Raw genomic sequence first — 16,680 nt, 5'->3', positions numbered from 1 at the left:
GTAACGAAACGATCATCGCCGCACACATGAATTTAGCTCAAGGGCATACACGGGGCTGCGAACCAGAGCGTTCGGGCCGCCGGTACTGGAGAAAGAAAGCATGAGCAACTGGTTAGTAGACAAACTGATCCCTTCGATCATGCGTTCCGAGGTGAAGAAGAGCTCGGTGCCTGAAGGTCTTTGGCATAAATGCCCGTCCTGCGAGGCCGTGCTCTATCGTCCGGAGCTGGAAAAGACCCTGGACGTCTGCCCTAAGTGCAACCACCACATGCGTATCGGCGCTCGCGCCCGCATCGACATCTTCCTCGATGCCGAAGGCCGTGCCGAATTGGGTGCCGACCTGGAGCCGGTCGACCGCCTGAAGTTCCGCGACGGCAAGAAGTACAAGGACCGCTTGGTGGGCGCGCAGAAGCAAACCGGTGAAAAGGATGCCCTGATCTCCATGAGCGGCACCCTGTTGGGTATGCCGGTGGTGGTGTCCGCCTTCGAATTCTCCTTCATGGGGGGCTCCATGGGCGCCATCGTGGGTGAGCGTTTTGTTCGCGCTGCCAACTACGCCCTGGAAAACCGCTGCCCGATGATCTGCTTCTCCGCCTCCGGTGGTGCGCGGATGCAGGAGGCCTTGATCTCTCTGATGCAAATGGCCAAGACCTCCGCGGTGCTGGCCCGTCTGCGTGAAGAAGGCCTGCCGTTTATCTCGGTGCTGACCGACCCGGTCTACGGTGGTGTTTCCGCCAGCCTGGCCATGCTGGGTGACGTGATCGTCGCTGAGCCAAAGGCCCTGGTGGGCTTTGCCGGTCCACGTGTGATCGAGCAGACCGTGCGCGAAAAACTGCCGGAAGGCTTCCAGCGCAGTGAGTTCCTGCTGGAACACGGTGCAATCGACATGATCATCGCCCGTCAGGAGCTGCGTCCGCGCCTGGGTAACCTGTTGGCCCAACTGATGGGGCTGCCGACGCCAGAGTTCGTCGCTGCGCCTATCGAGCCGATCGTGGTTCCGCCGGCACCTGCCAGCCTATGACCCAGCGCACCCTGGGCGAATGGCTCGCCTACCTCGAGCAATTGCACCCTTCGGCCATCGACATGGGGCTGGGGCGCTCGCAAGAGGTAGCGTCCCGCATGGGATTGGGCAAGCCGGCGCCTCGGGTGATTACGGTGACCGGCACCAACGGTAAGGGTTCCACCTGCGCCTTCGTCGCCTCGCTGTTGCGGGCCCAGGGGTTGAAGGTTGGTGTCTACAACTCGCCGCACCTGCTGCGCTACAACGAGCGGGTGCAGATCGACGGTGTTGAAGCCACCGACGAAGCGCTTTGCGAGGCCTTTGTTGCGGTCGAGGCGGGGCGTGGCGAAATCTCTCTGACCTATTTCGAGATGGGTACCCTGGCGGCCTTCTGGCTGTTCCAGCATTCAGCGCTGGATGCGGTGGTCCTGGAGGTCGGCTTGGGCGGGCGCCTGGATACGGTCAACATCGTGGATGCGGACCTGGCCCTGGTGACCAGTATCGGCGTCGACCATGTGGACTACCTGGGTGATACCCGCGAATCCGTGGCCTATGAAAAGGCCGGCATTTTCCGCCAGGGCGCGCCAGCGCTCTGTGGCGATCTGAATCCTCCTCAACCTCTGCTGGACAAGGCGCGCGAGCTCAATTGCCCGTTTTTCCTGCGTGGTCGTGATTTCGACCTGGCGCAGGGCGAAGCGCATTGGCAGTGGCGAGGCGTCGATCGGCGTGGGCAGGCGGTGGAGTTGCACGATCTGCCGTTGCTCGACCTGCCGATGGAGAATGCCGCGCTGGCGTTGCAGGCCTATCTGTTGTTGGACTTACCGTGGCAGGCGCAACAGATCATCGCCGCCTTGCAGCAGACGCGAGTGGTGGGGCGCCTGGATCGTCGGCAATTCGACTGGCAGGGCAAGCGGCTGAATCTGCTGCTGGATGTCGGGCATAACCCTCATGCGGCCGAGTACCTGGCCGAGCGCCTGGCTCGTCGGCCGGTGGCAGGGCGGCGCCTGGCGGTGTTCGGCCTGTTGGCGGACAAAGACCTTGAAGGTGTGGTTGCCCGACTGAACGGCAGTGTTCATAGCTGGGCAGTGGCTCCCCTGGATTCCTCGCGCGCACGCCCGGTGGCGGATCTGCAAGCGGCCCTGGAGAACCTTGGGGCGACGGTGACGTCCCATGTCAGCGTGGCTGCGGCCCTTGATGCCCAGTGCGAGCAAGCCGCAGCCGAAGATGAAATTCTGCTGTTCGGGTCTTTTTATTGTGTTGCCGAGGCGCTTGAGTGGCTCGCCCGGCGCTCCACGGAGGAAGCTGCACATGGCAATGTTGGATAACGTCTATAAGCAGCGAATGGTGGGGGCCCTGGTTCTGGTGGCGCTGGCGGTGATTTTCCTGCCCATGCTGTTTTCTCGTGAGGACGAGCAGCGTCACGTCAGTGTTGAGGCGCCTGCCGCGCCCCAGGTTTCAGCGCTGCCTCAGGTTCAGGTTGAGCCAGTGGTGGTGCCCGAGCCTCAGGTGTTGCCTGAAGAGCCGCAGCCGATGGAGGAGGAAGTGGTCCAGCAGGTTGCCCCTTCGGCACCGGTATCCCAGGTTCCTGTTCCAGTGGCACCGCCGGTTGTTGCGAGCAAGCCTGTTGTGCAACCTGCGCCGGCGAAGCCGGTGGCGGCGCCCACTCAGCCCATCGCCGCGGCGCCCGTCAAGCCGGACACCACTCAAAGTCGAGTCGATGCCAATGGCCTGTCGGTGAGCTGGTCGGTGCAATTGGCCAGTCTGTCCAGTCGTGAAGGGGCTGAGAACTTGCAGAAAACCTTGCGTACCCAGGGCTATAACGCCTATATCCGCTCTGCCGAAGGCAAGAATCGGGTATTTGTCGGGCCGCTGATCGAGCGTGCGGAGGCGGATCGCCTGCGTGACGTACTGGGTCGCCAGCACAACCTCAAGGGGTTCGTGGTGCGCTTCCAGCCTGAACGTGGTTAAAGCTATCGACACGATTTGAAATGCACAGTGAATCGCAGCTTACCGACAGCCAAGCGCTCTGCTAAAATGCGCCGCCTTATCCGTCTGTAGGCTGCACTGTGCCATTTACCTGGGTTGACTGGGCGATCGTTGCAATAATCGCCATCTCCGCTTTGATCAGCTTGAGCCGCGGCTTCGTCAAAGAAGCGCTGTCGCTCCTGACCTGGATCATCGCCGGAGTCGTAGCCTGGATGTTTGGTGGCTCACTGTCCGAGTACCTCGGCGGTTATATCGAAACTCCCTCGGCTCGCGTGATCGCGGGCTGCGCAATCATGTTTGTCGCCACCTTGCTGGTGGGGGCAATGGTCAACTATCTCATCGGCGAATTGATTCGCGTCACCGGCCTCTCCGGGACCGATCGATTTCTCGGCATGGCCTTCGGCGCGGCGCGTGGCGCATTGCTGGTGGTCGTGGCGGTCGGGCTTCTGAGCCTGGGGCCGGTACAACAGGATTCCTGGTGGCAGCAGTCGCGGCTGGTGCCACAATTTCTATTGGTTGCAGACTGGTCCAAGAACCTCATCCTGGGGTGGAGCAGTCAGTGGCTGGCCAGCGGTATCAGCGTACCCGCTGAAATACCGTTCAAGGAGCACCTCTTACCGGCCAAAACGCCTCAGTAAGCGGTGATCAGTTCAGTTTCATTAAGTAGGGGTTGCGTCGCATGTGTGGCATCGTCGGTATCGTCGGTAAGTCGAACGTCAATCAGGCGCTGTATGACGCGCTAACCGTGCTCCAGCACCGCGGCCAGGACGCTGCCGGTATTGTGACCAGCCACGATGGCCGGTTATTCCTGCGCAAGGACAATGGTCTGGTTCGTGATGTGTTTCATCAGCGTCACATGCAGCGCCTGGTCGGTCACATGGGCATTGGCCATGTGCGTTATCCGACCGCAGGCAGCTCGACTTCGGCCGAAGCTCAACCGTTTTACGTCAACTCGCCGTACGGCATCACCCTGGCGCACAACGGTAACCTGACCAACGTTGAACAGCTGGCCAAGGAGATTTACGAATCTGACCTGCGCCACGTCAACACCAACTCCGACTCCGAAGTACTGCTCAACGTGTTCGCTCACGAGCTGGCCCAGCGCGGCAAGCTGCAGCCTACCGAGGAAGACGTGTTTGCCGCCGTGACTGATGTGCACAACCGTTGCGTTGGTGGTTACGCGGTCGTGGCCATGATCACCGGCTACGGCATTGTCGGTTTCCGTGATCCCCACGGTATTCGTCCGATTGTCTTCGGTCAGCGTCATACCGACGAAGGCGTCGAGTACATGATCGCCTCCGAAAGCGTGTCCCTGGACGTGCTGGGCTTCACGCTGATCCGCGACCTGGCCCCGGGCGAAGCGGTCTACATCACTGAAGATGGCAAGCTGCACACCCGTCAGTGCGCGACCAACCCGTCTCTGACTCCGTGCATCTTCGAGCACGTCTACCTGGCGCGTCCGGACTCGATCATCGACGGTGTTTCGGTCTACAAGGCCCGCCTGCGCATGGGTGAGAAGCTGGCGGAGAAGATCCTGCGTGAGCGTCCAGAGCACGACATCGACGTGGTCATCCCGATTCCGGACACCAGCCGCACGGCAGCCCTGGAACTGGCTAACCACTTGGGCGTCAAGTTCCGCGAAGGCTTCGTGAAGAACCGCTACATCGGCCGGACCTTCATCATGCCGGGCCAGGCTGCGCGGAAAAAATCCGTACGCCAGAAGCTCAACGCCATCGAGCTGGAATTCCGCGGCAAGAACGTGATGTTGGTGGACGACTCCATCGTGCGTGGCACCACGTGCAAGCAAATCATCCAGATGGCTCGTGAAGCCGGCGCGAAAAACGTCTACTTCTGCTCCGCGGCACCGGCCGTGCGTTACCCGAACGTCTACGGGATCGACATGCCGAGCGCCCACGAGCTGATCGCTCACAATCGTTCGACCCAGGACGTGGCGGACCTGATCGGCGCTGACTGGCTGATCTACCAGGACCTGCCTGACCTGATCGAGGCTGTCGGTGGCGGCAAGATCAAGATCGAGAGCTTTGACTGCGCGGTGTTCGACGGCAAGTACGTCACCGGCGACGTGGACGAGGCCTATCTGAACAAGATCGAGCATGCCCGTAATGACGCTTCCAAGGTCAAGACCCAGGCGGTCAGCGCGATCATCGATCTGTACAACAACTGATTTAGAGTTTTAAGACTAAGGAGTAGGCGGCATGAGTCAGGATTGGGATGCCGGTCGGCTGGACAGCGACCTAGATGGTGTAGCGTTCGACACCCTGGCCGTGCGCGCCGGCCAACACCGTTCCCCGGAAGGGGAGCACGGTGATCCGATGTTCTTCACCTCCAGCTACGTGTTTCGCACAGCTGCCGACGCGGCCGCGCGTTTCGCCGGCGAGGTGCCGGGCAACGTCTATTCCCGCTACACCAACCCCACTGTGCGTTCGTTTGAAGAGCGTATGGCAGCCTTGGAGGGTGCAGAGCAGGCCGTGGCCACCGCCACCGGCATGGCGGCGATCCTGTCGGTGGTCATGAGCCTGTGCAGTGCGGGCGATCATGTGCTGGTGTCGCGCAGTGTGTTTGGCTCGACCATCAGCCTGTTCGAAAAGTACTTCAAGCGTTTTGGTGTCGAAGTCGATTACGTGCCTCTGGCGGACTTGTCCGGCTGGGATACGGCCATCAAGGCCAATACCAAACTGCTGTTTGTCGAGTCGCCCTCCAATCCCCTGGCTGAGCTGGTGGATATCGCCGCCTTGGCCGAGGTCGCTCACGCCAAGGGCGCGATGCTGGTGGTCGACAACTGTTTCTGCACCCCTGCGTTGCAACAGCCGTTGAAGCTGGGTGCGGACGTGGTGGTGCATTCGGCGACCAAGTTCATCGACGGCCAAGGCCGTTGCATGGGCGGTGTGGTGGCCGGTCGCAGTGAACAGATGAAAGAAGTGGTGGGCTTCCTGCGTACTGCAGGGCCGACCCTGAGTCCGTTCAATGCCTGGATTTTCCTCAAGGGCCTGGAAACCCTCAGCCTGCGGATGCGTGCCCACTGCGCCAATGCCCTGGCCTTGGCTGAGTGGCTGGAGCGTCAGGATGGCATCGAGAAGGTGCATTACGCCGGCTTGCCGAGCCACCCGCAATATGAGTTGGCCAAGCGTCAGCAGCGCGGTTTTGGCGCGGTGGTGAGCTTTGAGGTCAAGGGTGGCAAAGAGGGTGCCTGGCGCTTTATCGACGCCACGCGCTTGATTTCCATCACGGCCAACCTGGGTGACAGCAAAACCACCATCACCCACCCGAGCACCACCTCCCATGGTCGCCTGGCGCCTCAGGAGCGTGAGGCTGCCGGTATTCGCGACAGCCTGATCCGTGTCGCTGTCGGCCTGGAAGATGTGGCGGACCTGCAAGCTGACTTGGCTCGTGGCCTGGCTGCTTTGTGATCGAGCTGTCTACGCAGCAGAGCGCTGCCAACGGGCGTGTCGCGCTGGTGACCGGTGCAGCACGTGGCATTGGCTTGGGGATTGCTGCCTGGCTGATCAGTGAAGGCTGGCAGGTCGTGCTGACCGATCTGGATCGCGTGCGGGGCTCCAAGGTGGCCAAGGTGCTCGGTGAGAGCGCCTGGTTTATCACCATGGATGTGGCCGACGAGGAGCAGGTGGCGCGCGGTGTGGCGGAGGTGCTGGGGCAGTTCGGTCGCCTGGATGCGCTGGTATGCAACGCGGCGGTGGCCGACCCTCACAACATCACCCTGGAAAGCCTCGATCTGGCGTATTGGAATCGCGTTTTGGCGGTCAACCTTGGTGGGCCTATGCTGCTGGCCAAGCATTGTGCGCCTTACCTGCGTGCCCACGGCGGTGCCATCGTCAACCTAGCCTCCACTCGTGCTCGGCAATCCGAGCCGGACAGTGAGGCGTACGCGGCGAGCAAGGGCGGCCTGCTGGCGTTGACCCATGCGCTGGCTATCAGCCTTGGTCCGGAGATTCGGGTCAATGCGGTGAGCCCCGGGTGGATCGATGCGCGGGATCCCGCGGTGCGCAGAGCTGATCCTCTGGCCGATACCGATCATGCCCAGCATCCTGCGGGGCGGGTGGGGACGGTCGAGGATGTGGCGTCGATGGTGGCATGGCTGCTGTCCAGAAACTCCGGCTTTGTCACCGGCCAAGAGTTTGTGGTCGATGGCGGCATGACCAAGAAAATGATTTATCGGGAATAAGGGTGCCCAGCAGTTGCACGTTGTAAGCGACTGCTTGGAGCGAAGGGTGGCGCTGGTGTTTTTCGGGTGGCTTGAAGCGTGTTGCTCAAAGCTGTTTTTGAAAAAACTCTAACGCTGCTATTGACTTAGCTTGGGTATCTGCGTAAATTTCGCGGCCTCAGCGAAGCAAAGGGTGATTAGCTCAGCCGGGAGAGCATCTGCCTTACAAGCAGAGGGTCGGCGGTTCGATCCCGTCATCACCCACCACTTCACGAGTGTCTTTCGCAAGAAAGGCGGAGGCTTCTTAGGAAGCATCCAACCGACGCGCAGCGGTAGTTCAGTCGGTTAGAATACCGGCCTGTCACGCCGGGGGTCGCGGGTTCGAGTCCCGTCCGCTGCGCCATATTTTCCAAGTCAGGTCATACTGGCTTGAGATCGAAAAGCCTCAAGGCGATACGATCAGAGTGATTTAAAAGGTTCAAATGGACGCAAGTCCAAGCGATACGCAGCGGTAGTTCAGTCGGTTAGAATACCGGCCTGTCACGCCGGGGGTCGCGGGTTCGAGTCCCGTCCGCTGCGCCATATCTGTTCCAGGGTTCACTGAACACCCTGAGAGCGCCAAGACAAGCTTTGGGCTTGCTTGGATCGATAGCAAAGACCCTGGTCGAGAGGCCGGGGTTTTTTGTGTCTGAAATTTGGGTTTTTGCTTGCCGGCGATGCGGGGGCCTCGGTCTAACAACGATGGACCGAGTCGAGGCGATCGCCGGCAAGCCGGCTCCTACAAGGCGAGCGTCAGAAGCCCAGCTTATCCCGAAGCCCGTAGTACCAAGCCCCTAGCGCTGCAAACGGCGTGCGCAGCAGTTGGCCGCCAGGGAAGGGGTAGTGGGGTAAGTCGGCAAAGGCGTCAAAGCGTTCTGCCTGGCCGCGCAGGGCTTCTGCCAGGACCTTGCCGGCCAGGTGGGTGTATGTCACGCCATGGCCGCTGCAGCCTTGGGAGTAGTAGATATTGTCGCCCAGGCGTCCGACCTGCGGCAGGCGGGACAGCGTCAGCAGGAAGTTGCCGGTCCAGGCGTAGTCGATCTTGACGTTCTTGAGTTGGGGGAAGGCTTTGAGCATCTTGGGTCGGATGATCGCCTCGATATTGGCTGGGTCCCGCGCGCCATAGACTACGCCGCCGCCGAAAATCAGGCGCTTGTCGCCGGTAAGCCGGTAGTAATCCAGTAGGTAATTGCAGTCTTCGACGCAGTAATCCTGTGGCAGGAGGCTGTTTGCAAGTTCATCGCCCAGGGGCTCGGTGGTGATGACCTGGGTGCCGCAAGGCATGGATTTGGCTGCCAGCTCCGGCACCAGGTTGCCGAGATAGGCGTTGCCCGCAACGATGATGAACTTGGCTCGTACTTTACCTTGAGGCGTATGCACCACCGGGTTGGCACTGCGTTCAATGCGCACGGCGGGGGATTGTTCGTAAATACGGCCGCCCAGTGATTCCACTGCTGCCGCTTCGCCCAGTGCCAGGTTCAATGGGTGGATATGGCCACCGCTCATGTCGAGCATGCCGCCCAGGTATTGATCACAAGCCACGACTTCGCGAATACGGCGCTGATCCAGCAGTTCCAGCTGGGTGTGGCCATAGCGCTCCCACAGGCGCTTCTGTGACTCCAGGTGGCCCATCTGCTTGCTGGTCAGGGCGGCGAATACACCGCCGTCCTTCAGGTCGCATTGGATCTGATATTTATTCACGCGCTCGCGAATGATCCGGCCTCCCTCGAAGGCCATCTGGCCCAGCAGTTGTGCCTGCTTGGCCCCGACGCTGCGTTCAATCACATCAATGTCGCGGCTGTAACTGTTGACGATTTGCCCACCGTTACGTCCCGAGGCGCCAAAGCCGACCTTGGCGGCTTCCAGTACGGTGACGCGAAACCCGTTCTCCAGCAGGAACAGCGCGCTGGAAAGGCCCGTGTATCCAGCGCCAATCACGCAGACATCTGTCTCGACATCATCTTGCAGGGATGGCCGTGCCGGAGCCGCATTGGCCGATGCGGCGTAGTAGGATTCTGGGTAGGAAATATTCGCCATCCTGCGACCTCTGTTTAATATATTTTACGAGTGCGCCGATGCTACCTGAGTTGAAAATCCGCTGCCAGCCGGTGCAAAGCCGTGGTTGCCATGGCGAAATTAAAAAATTTGCATATTCATAGGCTTAGCTGCAAAAAAGGTGTTGACACCCCTCCGGAATTCCGTAGAATGCCGCCTCACAGCAGGCACGTAGCTCAGTTGGTTAGAGCACCACCTTGACATGGTGGGGGTCGTTGGTTCGAGTCCAATCGCGCCTACCAAACAAAATCCGCTCTGCTGGGCGGTCTAGAAGGGCTCACCGAAAGGTGGGCCCTTTTTTGTTGTCTCGGATTTCTCGCAGAGCGTTCACAACATATCGGGCTCGTGCACGCAGGGCTATGTGAGCGCAGATATCAGGTCATTTGAGTCGGATCAGTCAGCTTTATCGTTATGACGCAGCCATGGCTGCCAGATTAGAAGCCCAACGTTGAGTTGGGCTTTTTGCTTTGGGTTATTTAAAGCCTTCTGCGGGGCCATTGTGCATGGTCGCCCGGCCTGGCTTGGCATTGCCGAAGGCTAAGGCTGCGAGGCTTCGGCGAGCCATTGGGCTATGACGGTTTCGGGGTAGCCCCGATGAAAATGGAAGCGCCACGGGTACGCGGCGCGTCCGGAGCCATCCTTGAGCTTGATGGCGTTGGCGTCGCAGATGAACTTCGCAGGGCTTCCTGAAACCACGGTGTCTGCCGCGACGTCACGATTGACGGAGCTGTGGGCACCAATCAGCGAGCCAGACTTCAGGGTGACCCCAGGAAGAATGACCGACATGGTGGCGATGGCGACGTAGTCCTCCACGGTCACTCCCATCAAGACTTCGCTGGGTGGGTGGGGGTCATTGGTCAGCACCACGTAAGGGAAAATCCAAACGTAGTCGCCGATCCTGGAGTGCTGGCCGATGTGCACGTTGCTATGAAACTTGACGTAATGGCCAATGCTGCAATGCCCCTGGATATCCCCGAGTGTGCCAATTTGAAAGGCTGTTCCGGCCTGGGTCTTCTCTCGTACTGTCACCCGATGGCCCGTGCTCAGGTTGTCGCCAAAGGACGAGCCCTCGTAGAAAACGCTATGGGAGCGAATCAAGGCGTCGTTTCCGATAACCAATGGCAGGCCGTCCGCCAGCGACGATGGCAGTCCAATTTCACAATGGGAGCCGATTACTGCGTTATCACCGATCACGACGTTGTCGTGAATGATGGTGAAGGGGCCTATTGTTGCGTTTACCCCCAGTTTTGCTGATGTAGACACGATCGCCGTCGGGTGGATCACCTGAATGTCCTTTCTCTTGAGGAATGCTCGGTTGCGAATAATAGTGGGTTTTCGTCCGCGCGCCCCAGCGGGTTTCGGTCTCTTATTGGTGCTGCTGGGCGCCCCTTCGACAGTCGTTGGCGAAGGGGCGGGTAACGACGGCTGGTTCTAACTGGCTTGAGGGGCGAACCCGGGGCCTGCAAAGGACCTGACGGGGTTGCCTCGTTCAACGCCGTGATGGGAATCCCGGCGTTGCAGGCGCAGTGCGTTGTTGGCTTGCTCTTCCAGGGTCGCCAGGCGCTGGTTGATCAGCAGCAGGGCCAGTCGTTTGTTCTGATGCTGGCTGCGCTCGGACTGCACTTTGACGCTGATCCCCGTCGCCAGGTGGGTGGCGCGCACGGCTGAGTCGGTTTTGTTGACGTGCTGGCCACCCGGCCCCGAGGCGCGCAGGGTTTCAAAGCGAATCTCGTGTTCCTGGGTGGTCTGGGGGCGGTCGAAGACTTGCCCGGCAAAGAACCAGTTTTTGCGTTTGTGCTGCGGCCGGTAGGGGCTTTTGCAGGTCCAGAGCAACGTACCGCTCCAGCACTGGGCGAGGGCGTCAGCCTGATCGCCGTCGAGGCCGATCAGCATTGATTTGCAGGTGCCGGCCTGGCTGCCGGCTTCACTCTCGATCAGCCTCAACTCGACGCCTTGCTCCAGGGCTTCCTCGTGCAGGCGGCGCAGCGCTTTGCTCACCGCCAGCTCGCATTCGGCCGGGCCCTGGGCCGAGGACAGCTGTAATAGAAGCATCAGCAGCATCCTCGGCGTTTGTAGGTCAGCACCGGTTTGAGGCGCGCGATGATGTGCAGCAAGCCGGCGTCTCGCAGGCTGCCGACCACGCTGTCGATGGCTTTGTAGGCTTGCGGTGCCTCCTCGTACATCAGGGCGCGGTCTTCGCAGATCACTCGGCTGCCCAGGCTGGTGCGCTTGAGTTGTTCGAAGCTGAAGCGCGAATCCAGACGGCCTTTGCAATCGCTGCGAATCCATTTGCGGCCCGCGCCATGGGCCAAGGAGTACAGGCTGGCGGCCATCGGTATGGGTTGAACCAGGTAGCTGTAATCACCCCGTGAGCCGGGAATGACTACCACGCCCTGCTCGGACGGGGTCGCCCCCTTTCGATGGATCCAGCCCGGCAAGCCTTCGACGGTCATCGGCGAGACCAAGTTGTGGTTGATGTCCAGCGCGGCATGCCCCTGTGCCCCCAGATTGCCCAGCAGGCGCTGGGCGATCAGGCGGCGGTTGGCTTCGGCGTAGCGCAGAGCCTGGTTGTGCCGGTGCAGGTAGTCGCGGCCTTCGATACTGTCAGCGCTGATGCCGCTATGGCCGTGTTGATCCACGTGGCGTCGCAGAATGGCCTCGCCCAGTCCGCGGGAGCCGCTGTGGACCAGCAACAGCAGCGCTCGGTTGTCGAGCTTGAGGGCGTCGACGGCGTCCTGGGCGTAAACCTGGTCGATTTGCTGCAGTTCGGCAAAGTGATTGCCGCCGCCGATGGTGCCCAGGGAGTGTTCGTGTCCGTTGGCTGGAAGCGCCAGGGCGGCCAGTTGTTCCTGCCAGTCCTCGCCCAGAGGTAGGTCGATGTTGCCGATTTTCTTTTCCAGCTTGTCGAGGTTGAGCCTGTGGGTGGGAATGTCCGTTTGCCACAAGGCCATGCCACAGCCGATGTCGTTGCCGACCAGCGCTGGGTAGAGGGTTTCCTGGGAGAAGAAGGCGGCGCCCACGGGGTAGCCTCGGCCTGGGTGCAGGTCGGGCATGCCGACGACGCGATGCATGCCGGGCAGTTGGGCGGTGGTGTGCAGTTGTTGGATCGCTTTGTCTTCGATCCAGGTGGTGTCGGAAGCGATCAGCGATACGCGGTCCGACAAATTGCGGATGCAATTGTCCATGTCCAATTCCTGATTGGAGAAAAATAAACTCAGGTAATGGCAGGACGAACAGGTTTTGGCGCGGAGCTAAATAATAGCGGGTACGACGATTAAACCAGGCACGTCCTGCAAGGGGTGATCAGGTCATTCATGGTGGATCTCCTTTGCAAAAGTGTGGGAAGGGGCGCGGAGATTAATCTGCTTGTCGCAGGTTTTGCAATGGGCAATGAAAAATAGTCTTCGCATCAGCCGGTTGTCGTGGAGGTTTTTTCTGGCGTGCGACGATTCCTGCCTGCGGCTCGGGTGATACTCTCGCGTTTTCAAAGCGAGGTAGCAGCATGCGGTTTTTCATGACGGTGTTCGTCACGATTCTGTTGGTCGGCTGTGCAAGTTCGACGATGAATGAGGCGCGCTCGAGGACGCCGGACAAGGCCCTGGTCTCGACCAAGGCTGATCTGCTGGTGGCGCAGTGTGTGCAGTTCGCCTGGCAGGACGAGGCGGTGTTTGGTGTCGATGGGGCGGCGTACCTGGAGCCCGGCAAGGCCGGTGGCTACACGGTCTATTCGCGGTCGGCAGAGTCTTTCGCGGACATTCGCATGCAAGCCTCGACGACCACCATCAACTACTACGCGACCCAGGACAGCTTTGTGTCCAAGCGCCGGCTGGCAGCCTTGGCTACTTGCCTCTGAGGCGGCTATCGCGTTCGAGTTGAAATTGGGGTAGCAGACGGTTCAAGCCCGACCTTGGTCGGGTTTTTTCATTGCTATAGAGCGGGGAGGGAATGGCAGTTGTTCACCCTGGACTGAGAGGGGCAGTGCAAGTTTGAGGGTGAGGGCTGTACTGGAACGGGCGGCTTCGACAGCATCAGGCAAGGCTTGAGTGCAATCGGGACCACGCCAGCCATTGCGCTGAGACAAAGGGCTGGCTGCTCATGACATTCAAGGTGTTTCGCGTTTATCCGGGGCGGTGAGGCCCGCTTGAATACGCTGGTAAATCTCTTCGCGGTGTACGGCAACGTCTTTGGGGGCGTTGATGCCAATCCGGACTTGCTGGCCGCTGACGCCAAGAATGGTGATCGTAATGTCGTCACCGATATTTATGCTTTCACCGACTTTGCGGGTGAGTATCAGCATGATCTTCTCCTTGATTGCTTTGTATGTAGGGCACCTGAATCGGGCAGTGCAGATGTCGGTTGTGTGTATAGATTAGTGCGAAGTTCCACTCAGTGGGTGCCTCTTTGTGACGCGCAGACGATGTATTAATTCCCAAGGCGCGACTATACAGAGACGATAAATATCATTCTCCCTGTTTCGACTTGATTTTGTGACAGTGCCGACCGGGCCTTGGGTGTTAAAATCGCCGCCTCAGACTTTCCGGGGGTAGGTTGTGCGCACACTAGTGATGATAGCGGCGGTATTGGCCTTGGCCGGTTGTGGCGAGGGTAAGCGGGTCGAGGCGGCGAAAAGTACGGCCGCAGCGGTTCAGGTCCAGCCGGCCCAGGTGCCTAGCGCGCCACAGTGGCATGTCCTGGTGGGCAGCGAGTTGCCTCAGGCGGTGAGTGACATGACCGGTTGGCTGATCGAGCACGGCGTCATATCCAGCGTGGTTACCGAGGGTGGCAAGCAGCGGGTGGTGATCGGGCCTTTCCCGACCCAGGCGGAAGCTGAAGCGAAACAGGCTGAAGTGGTTGAGAAGTTGACCAAGGCGAAAAAACGCAATATCGACGTGACCGTCATCCAGCTCGGCGCAGCGCAGTAAATCCCTTGAGGGGCTGCGCAATCTGGCGCTGCCCCTATTCCCTCGCTGGCGAGTTGGCCAGCGAGCGGCCCGAGCCACTGGCTCAGCCGCAGCTCTTCAGATTCACCGGGCCGACAAACTCGTTGCCGCGCCCCATGACGCAGGCCACGGTTTGATTGCGCTGGCGTTCCCAGGCTGTGACCGGGTATGTCTTGTTCCAGGCTTCGTACAACTGGCGATCCTGTTTCGACAGGCGCAGGTCGTATTGCTTGCTCATATAGAAGTAGGTCCGGGCGATCATGCCGCGAATTGAAGGCCGCGGCATGACCTTCTTCGCCTTGAAGTCGACCTGGGTCAGGCAGGAGCCGTATTGCCCTGTCTGCACCGGCAGCCAGCCGAAACTGAAATTGTTCCGATCGCCGTTCACCTCGCCGATGCTGGGCACCAGGTTGTGCAAGTCGGCTTCAGCGCGTTGAAAGACTTTGTCGTTGCGGGTGCAGTTCTTGCGGCCGCCCTGTTGCCAGCATTGGCGTTGATGGCCGATTTGCCAGGCAGGCACGATGTGCTCCCACTCGATGCGCTCGGCGCGCTTGGCATTCTTGCGTGGAACGTAGCCGCAGGCCGCCAGGTTGACTCGATTGCCGCTGTACTTGCAGCCGCAATAGAACTCGGTGGACTGCGGGGCATAGAGTTTCCAGGCGGCCTTCTTGGCTTCGCTGAAGGTACGTGGTGCATCGGCTTGGGCGGTTAGGGCGATACAGGACAGCAGTACGGCAAAACAACGGACCATCATCGAATCAATCTTCCTTCGGTACGACCCAGAAAATCTGCACACCGCCATCGTCGCGGTAGGCGAGGGTGACGTTGTCGTTCTCGGCGATTTCTTCCAGCAGGCGCTCCCACTCATCCACCGGTTCGTCGGGCAGGCGGAAGATCAGCGCGGCCTTGGCTTTTTGGGCGTTGGGGGAGTTGATGATTTTCTGTACCCGCAAACCCATGCGTTCGTAGGAGCCGGGTGGGGTGATTGCAGCGGTGGCCATAGGATAATCCTTATTAAGCTGTACGCACATACAGTATTTAACTGTAGGAAATTTCGCAACTGCTTAAAATTCAAGAAAATCTTCTGACCGCGATTTCTCTGATTTTGTCGGAAAGACGGAAATTTTTTGCGGGGGGGGGGGGAGAGGGAGGTTGGCGAGCTGTTACGCCACGCATTCAGACGAACGAGTGGCGCGGCAGCAGATGCCCGACCTAAACGGCCGGGCGAGATGGATCAGTATTCCCAGAAGATGCGCTGCAGTTCTTTGCTGTCCTGGGTCTTGGTCAGGGCGACCATGGCCAGGATGCGGGCTTTCTGTGGGTTCAGGTCGTGGGCAACGACCCAGTCGTATTTGTCGTCAGGCTGTTCTGCGTTGCGCAGGACGAAACCGCCGGCATTCACGTGGGAGGAGCGAATGATCTGTACGCCATTTTTGCGCAGCTCTTGCAGGGCTGGAACGACGCGCGAAGACACCGAGCCGTTGCCGGTGCCGGCGTGGATGATGGCTTTGGCGCCAGACTGGGCCAGGGCCTTGTAGGCGGTGTCGCTGACGTTGCCGTAGCCGTAGGCGATTTCTACGTCGGGCAGGCTCTTGATGGTCTTGATATCGAATTCCGAATCCTGGGTGTGGCGCTTGGCTGGCAGGCGGAACCAGTAGGATTTGCCTTCCACGACCATGCCCATTGGGCCCCAGGCGCTTTTGAACGCTTCGGTTTTGATGTTGACCATTTTGCTCACGTCGCGACCCGACTGGATCTCGTCGTTCATGGTAACCAGCACGCCTTTGCCCCGTGCTTCTTTGCTACCGGCCACAGCCACGGCGTTGTACAGGTTGAGCATGCCGTCGGCGGACATCGCGGTACCTGGACGCATGGAGCCGACCACGATGATTGGCTTGTCGGTTTTTTCCACCAGGTTCAGGAAGTAGGCGGTTTCTTCCAGGGTGTCGGTGCCGTGGGTGATGACGATGCCATCAACGTCTTTGCTGTCGGCCAGTTCGGCGACACGACGGCCCAGTTGCAGCAGGTTGTCGTTGGTGATGCTTTCGGAGGCGATCTGCATCACTTGTTCGCCACGCACATTGGCCAGTTGGCTCAATTCGGGGATGCCGGCGATCAGTTGCTCGATACCGACTTTGGCGGCTTGGTAAGTGGCGCTGTTGGCCGAGCTGGCGCCCGCGCCTGCAATGGTGCCGCCGGTGGCGAGTACCACGACATTGGAGAGTTTCTGTTTGTTTTCGACTTCTTTTGCGTGCAGTGCGGTTGGCAGGAGCAGCAGGAGGGCCAAAGCGCCCGGAACCAAAGTGTTGAAGGCAGATTTCATTATTTTTCTCTCTAGTGGTGAGACGGTGCTGATGCAGGTTCATCTAGAAACACCCCGCGGCAGATCTGAACGCGGTGGGGCCAGACGGATGAGCAGGATCTGTACCAGTCCTGTCTCGATCTGAAATAACTTTTAAGTTATTGATTTTTATGTATTT

Annotated in this window: 17 protein-coding genes and 4 tRNA genes; 13 read left to right on the top strand and 8 right to left on the bottom strand. The window is 59.8% G+C overall.

From position 1 onward, the window contains the following. Positions 1-100 precede the first annotated feature (100 nt). The 10 genes from accD (at position 101) to M1B35_RS10575 (ending at position 7,748) form a co-directional block, all read left to right on the top strand. A complete protein-coding gene (gene accD / locus M1B35_RS10620; protein WP_123330821.1) occupies positions 101-1,021 on the top strand; it encodes an acetyl-CoA carboxylase, carboxyltransferase subunit beta in 921 nt (306 codons plus the stop codon). Next, positions 1,018-2,325 (top strand): bifunctional tetrahydrofolate synthase/dihydrofolate synthase, encoded by a 1,308-nt coding sequence (gene folC, locus M1B35_RS10615; RefSeq protein ID WP_123330823.1) that lies wholly within the window; start codon positions 1,018-1,020, stop codon positions 2,323-2,325. The genes accD and folC overlap by 4 nt, the downstream gene beginning before the upstream one ends. Continuing rightward, a complete protein-coding gene (locus M1B35_RS10610) occupies positions 2,309-2,968 on the top strand; it encodes an SPOR domain-containing protein (RefSeq protein WP_268261891.1) in 660 nt (219 codons plus the stop codon). The genes folC and M1B35_RS10610 overlap by 17 nt, the downstream gene beginning before the upstream one ends. Positions 2,969-3,066: 98 nt before the next feature. Next, entirely contained in the window at positions 3,067-3,624 is a 558-nt protein-coding gene (locus tag M1B35_RS10605; RefSeq protein ID WP_016968003.1) for a CvpA family protein, read from the top strand. A 41-nt stretch (positions 3,625-3,665) separates the two neighbouring features. After that, positions 3,666-5,171 carry an amidophosphoribosyltransferase gene (purF, locus tag M1B35_RS10600; protein WP_268261890.1) on the top strand — a complete coding sequence of 502 codons (1,506 nt, stop codon included), beginning with the start codon at positions 3,666-3,668 and terminating at the stop codon, positions 5,169-5,171. Positions 5,172-5,202: 31 nt separating this feature from the next. Next, on the top strand, positions 5,203-6,414 hold the full coding sequence (locus tag M1B35_RS10595) for an O-succinylhomoserine sulfhydrylase (RefSeq protein WP_268261889.1): 1,212 nt from the start codon (positions 5,203-5,205) through the stop codon (positions 6,412-6,414). Further along, entirely contained in the window at positions 6,411-7,187 is a 777-nt protein-coding gene (locus M1B35_RS10590; protein WP_123330831.1) for an SDR family oxidoreductase, read from the top strand. The genes M1B35_RS10595 and M1B35_RS10590 overlap by 4 nt, the downstream gene beginning before the upstream one ends. A gap of 170 nt (positions 7,188-7,357) precedes the next feature. Next, a tRNA-Val gene (locus M1B35_RS10585) sits at positions 7,358-7,433 on the top strand. A gap of 59 nt (positions 7,434-7,492) precedes the next feature. Further along, positions 7,493-7,569 (top strand) — tRNA-Asp (locus M1B35_RS10580). 102 nt (positions 7,570-7,671) lie between these two features. Continuing rightward, a tRNA-Asp gene (locus M1B35_RS10575) sits at positions 7,672-7,748 on the top strand. 210 nt (positions 7,749-7,958) lie between these two features. On the opposite strand, the gene M1B35_RS10570 is transcribed toward M1B35_RS10575, so the two are convergent. After that, on the bottom strand, positions 7,959-9,242 hold the full coding sequence (locus M1B35_RS10570) for an NAD(P)/FAD-dependent oxidoreductase (protein ID WP_268261888.1): 1,284 nt from the start codon (positions 9,240-9,242) through the stop codon (positions 7,959-7,961). 183 nt (positions 9,243-9,425) lie between these two features. Here M1B35_RS10570 and M1B35_RS10565 point away from each other — a divergent pair. Next, positions 9,426-9,502, top strand: a tRNA-Val gene (locus tag M1B35_RS10565). A 295-nt stretch (positions 9,503-9,797) separates the two neighbouring features. Here M1B35_RS10565 and M1B35_RS10560 read toward each other — a convergent pair. From M1B35_RS10560 to M1B35_RS10550, 3 genes are all read right to left on the bottom strand, one after another. Beyond that, entirely contained in the window at positions 9,798-10,544 is a 747-nt protein-coding gene (locus M1B35_RS10560; protein ID WP_268261887.1) for an acyltransferase, read from the bottom strand. A gap of 147 nt (positions 10,545-10,691) precedes the next feature. Continuing rightward, entirely contained in the window at positions 10,692-11,312 is a 621-nt protein-coding gene (prfH, locus tag M1B35_RS10555; protein ID WP_268261886.1) for a peptide chain release factor H, read from the bottom strand. Continuing rightward, positions 11,312-12,445, bottom strand: coding sequence for an RNA ligase RtcB family protein (locus M1B35_RS10550; RefSeq protein WP_268261885.1), 1,134 nt, complete (start codon positions 12,443-12,445; stop codon positions 11,312-11,314). Before M1B35_RS10550 ends, prfH begins: the two co-directional genes overlap by 1 nt. Before the next feature lie 317 nt (positions 12,446-12,762). On the opposite strand from M1B35_RS10550, the gene M1B35_RS10545 reads away from it, so the two are divergent. Next, entirely contained in the window at positions 12,763-13,113 is a 351-nt protein-coding gene (locus M1B35_RS10545; protein WP_268261884.1) for a hypothetical protein, read from the top strand. 249 nt (positions 13,114-13,362) lie between these two features. Here the strand turns inward: M1B35_RS10545 and csrA are convergent, their stop codons facing one another. Continuing rightward, positions 13,363-13,557, bottom strand: a complete 195-nt coding sequence (gene csrA / locus M1B35_RS10540) for a carbon storage regulator CsrA (RefSeq protein ID WP_007920550.1) — start codon at positions 13,555-13,557, stop codon at positions 13,363-13,365. 268 nt (positions 13,558-13,825) lie between these two features. Here csrA and M1B35_RS10535 point away from each other — a divergent pair, with 268 nt between their 5' ends. Beyond that, positions 13,826-14,182, top strand: a complete 357-nt coding sequence (locus M1B35_RS10535) for an SPOR domain-containing protein (protein ID WP_123330841.1) — start codon at positions 13,826-13,828, stop codon at positions 14,180-14,182. A gap of 82 nt (positions 14,183-14,264) precedes the next feature. On the opposite strand, the gene M1B35_RS10530 is transcribed toward M1B35_RS10535, so the two are convergent. The 3 genes from M1B35_RS10530 to M1B35_RS10520 form a co-directional block, all read right to left on the bottom strand. Continuing rightward, positions 14,265-14,954: an endonuclease gene (locus M1B35_RS10530; RefSeq protein ID WP_123330843.1), complete on the bottom strand. Its 690-nt coding sequence runs from the start codon at positions 14,952-14,954 to the stop codon at positions 14,265-14,267. Positions 14,955-14,958: 4 nt separating this feature from the next. Then, positions 14,959-15,201: a DUF1654 domain-containing protein gene (locus M1B35_RS10525; protein ID WP_123330845.1), complete on the bottom strand. Its 243-nt coding sequence runs from the start codon at positions 15,199-15,201 to the stop codon at positions 14,959-14,961. A 233-nt stretch (positions 15,202-15,434) separates the two neighbouring features. Next, positions 15,435-16,523 (bottom strand): asparaginase, encoded by a 1,089-nt coding sequence (locus M1B35_RS10520; RefSeq protein WP_123330847.1) that lies wholly within the window; start codon positions 16,521-16,523, stop codon positions 15,435-15,437. Positions 16,524-16,680: the final 157 nt, after the last annotated feature.

Source organism: Pseudomonas morbosilactucae, from assembly GCF_023241665.1.
Classification (GTDB): Bacteria; Pseudomonadota; Gammaproteobacteria; order Pseudomonadales; family Pseudomonadaceae; genus Aquipseudomonas; species Aquipseudomonas morbosilactucae.
The sequence above is the reverse complement of the archived record's forward strand: the minus strand, read 5'-3'. Positions and strand labels throughout refer to the sequence as shown.

Coding starts and splice junctions, on each gene's coding strand:
- accD (WP_123330821.1), top strand. CDS start 101: ATGAGCAACTGGTTAGTAGACAAACTGATCCCTTCGATCATGCGTTCC.
- folC (WP_123330823.1), top strand. CDS start 1,018: ATGACCCAGCGCACCCTGGGCGAATGGCTCGCCTACCTCGAGCAATTG.
- M1B35_RS10610 (WP_268261891.1), top strand. CDS start 2,309: ATGGCAATGTTGGATAACGTCTATAAGCAGCGAATGGTGGGGGCCCTG.
- purF (WP_268261890.1), top strand. CDS start 3,666: ATGTGTGGCATCGTCGGTATCGTCGGTAAGTCGAACGTCAATCAGGCG.
- M1B35_RS10595 (WP_268261889.1), top strand. CDS start 5,203: ATGAGTCAGGATTGGGATGCCGGTCGGCTGGACAGCGACCTAGATGGT.
- M1B35_RS10570 (WP_268261888.1), bottom strand. CDS start 9,242: ATGGCGAATATTTCCTACCCAGAATCCTACTACGCCGCATCGGCCAAT.
- prfH (WP_268261886.1), bottom strand. CDS start 11,312: ATGCTTCTATTACAGCTGTCCTCGGCCCAGGGCCCGGCCGAATGCGAG.
- M1B35_RS10550 (WP_268261885.1), bottom strand. CDS start 12,445: ATGGACAATTGCATCCGCAATTTGTCGGACCGCGTATCGCTGATCGCT.
- M1B35_RS10545 (WP_268261884.1), top strand. CDS start 12,763: ATGCGGTTTTTCATGACGGTGTTCGTCACGATTCTGTTGGTCGGCTGT.
- csrA (WP_007920550.1), bottom strand. CDS start 13,557: ATGCTGATACTCACCCGCAAAGTCGGTGAAAGCATAAATATCGGTGAC.
- M1B35_RS10535 (WP_123330841.1), top strand. CDS start 13,826: ATGATAGCGGCGGTATTGGCCTTGGCCGGTTGTGGCGAGGGTAAGCGG.
- M1B35_RS10530 (WP_123330843.1), bottom strand. CDS start 14,954: ATGATGGTCCGTTGTTTTGCCGTACTGCTGTCCTGTATCGCCCTAACC.
- M1B35_RS10525 (WP_123330845.1), bottom strand. CDS start 15,201: ATGGCCACCGCTGCAATCACCCCACCCGGCTCCTACGAACGCATGGGT.
- M1B35_RS10520 (WP_123330847.1), bottom strand. CDS start 16,523: ATGAAATCTGCCTTCAACACTTTGGTTCCGGGCGCTTTGGCCCTCCTG.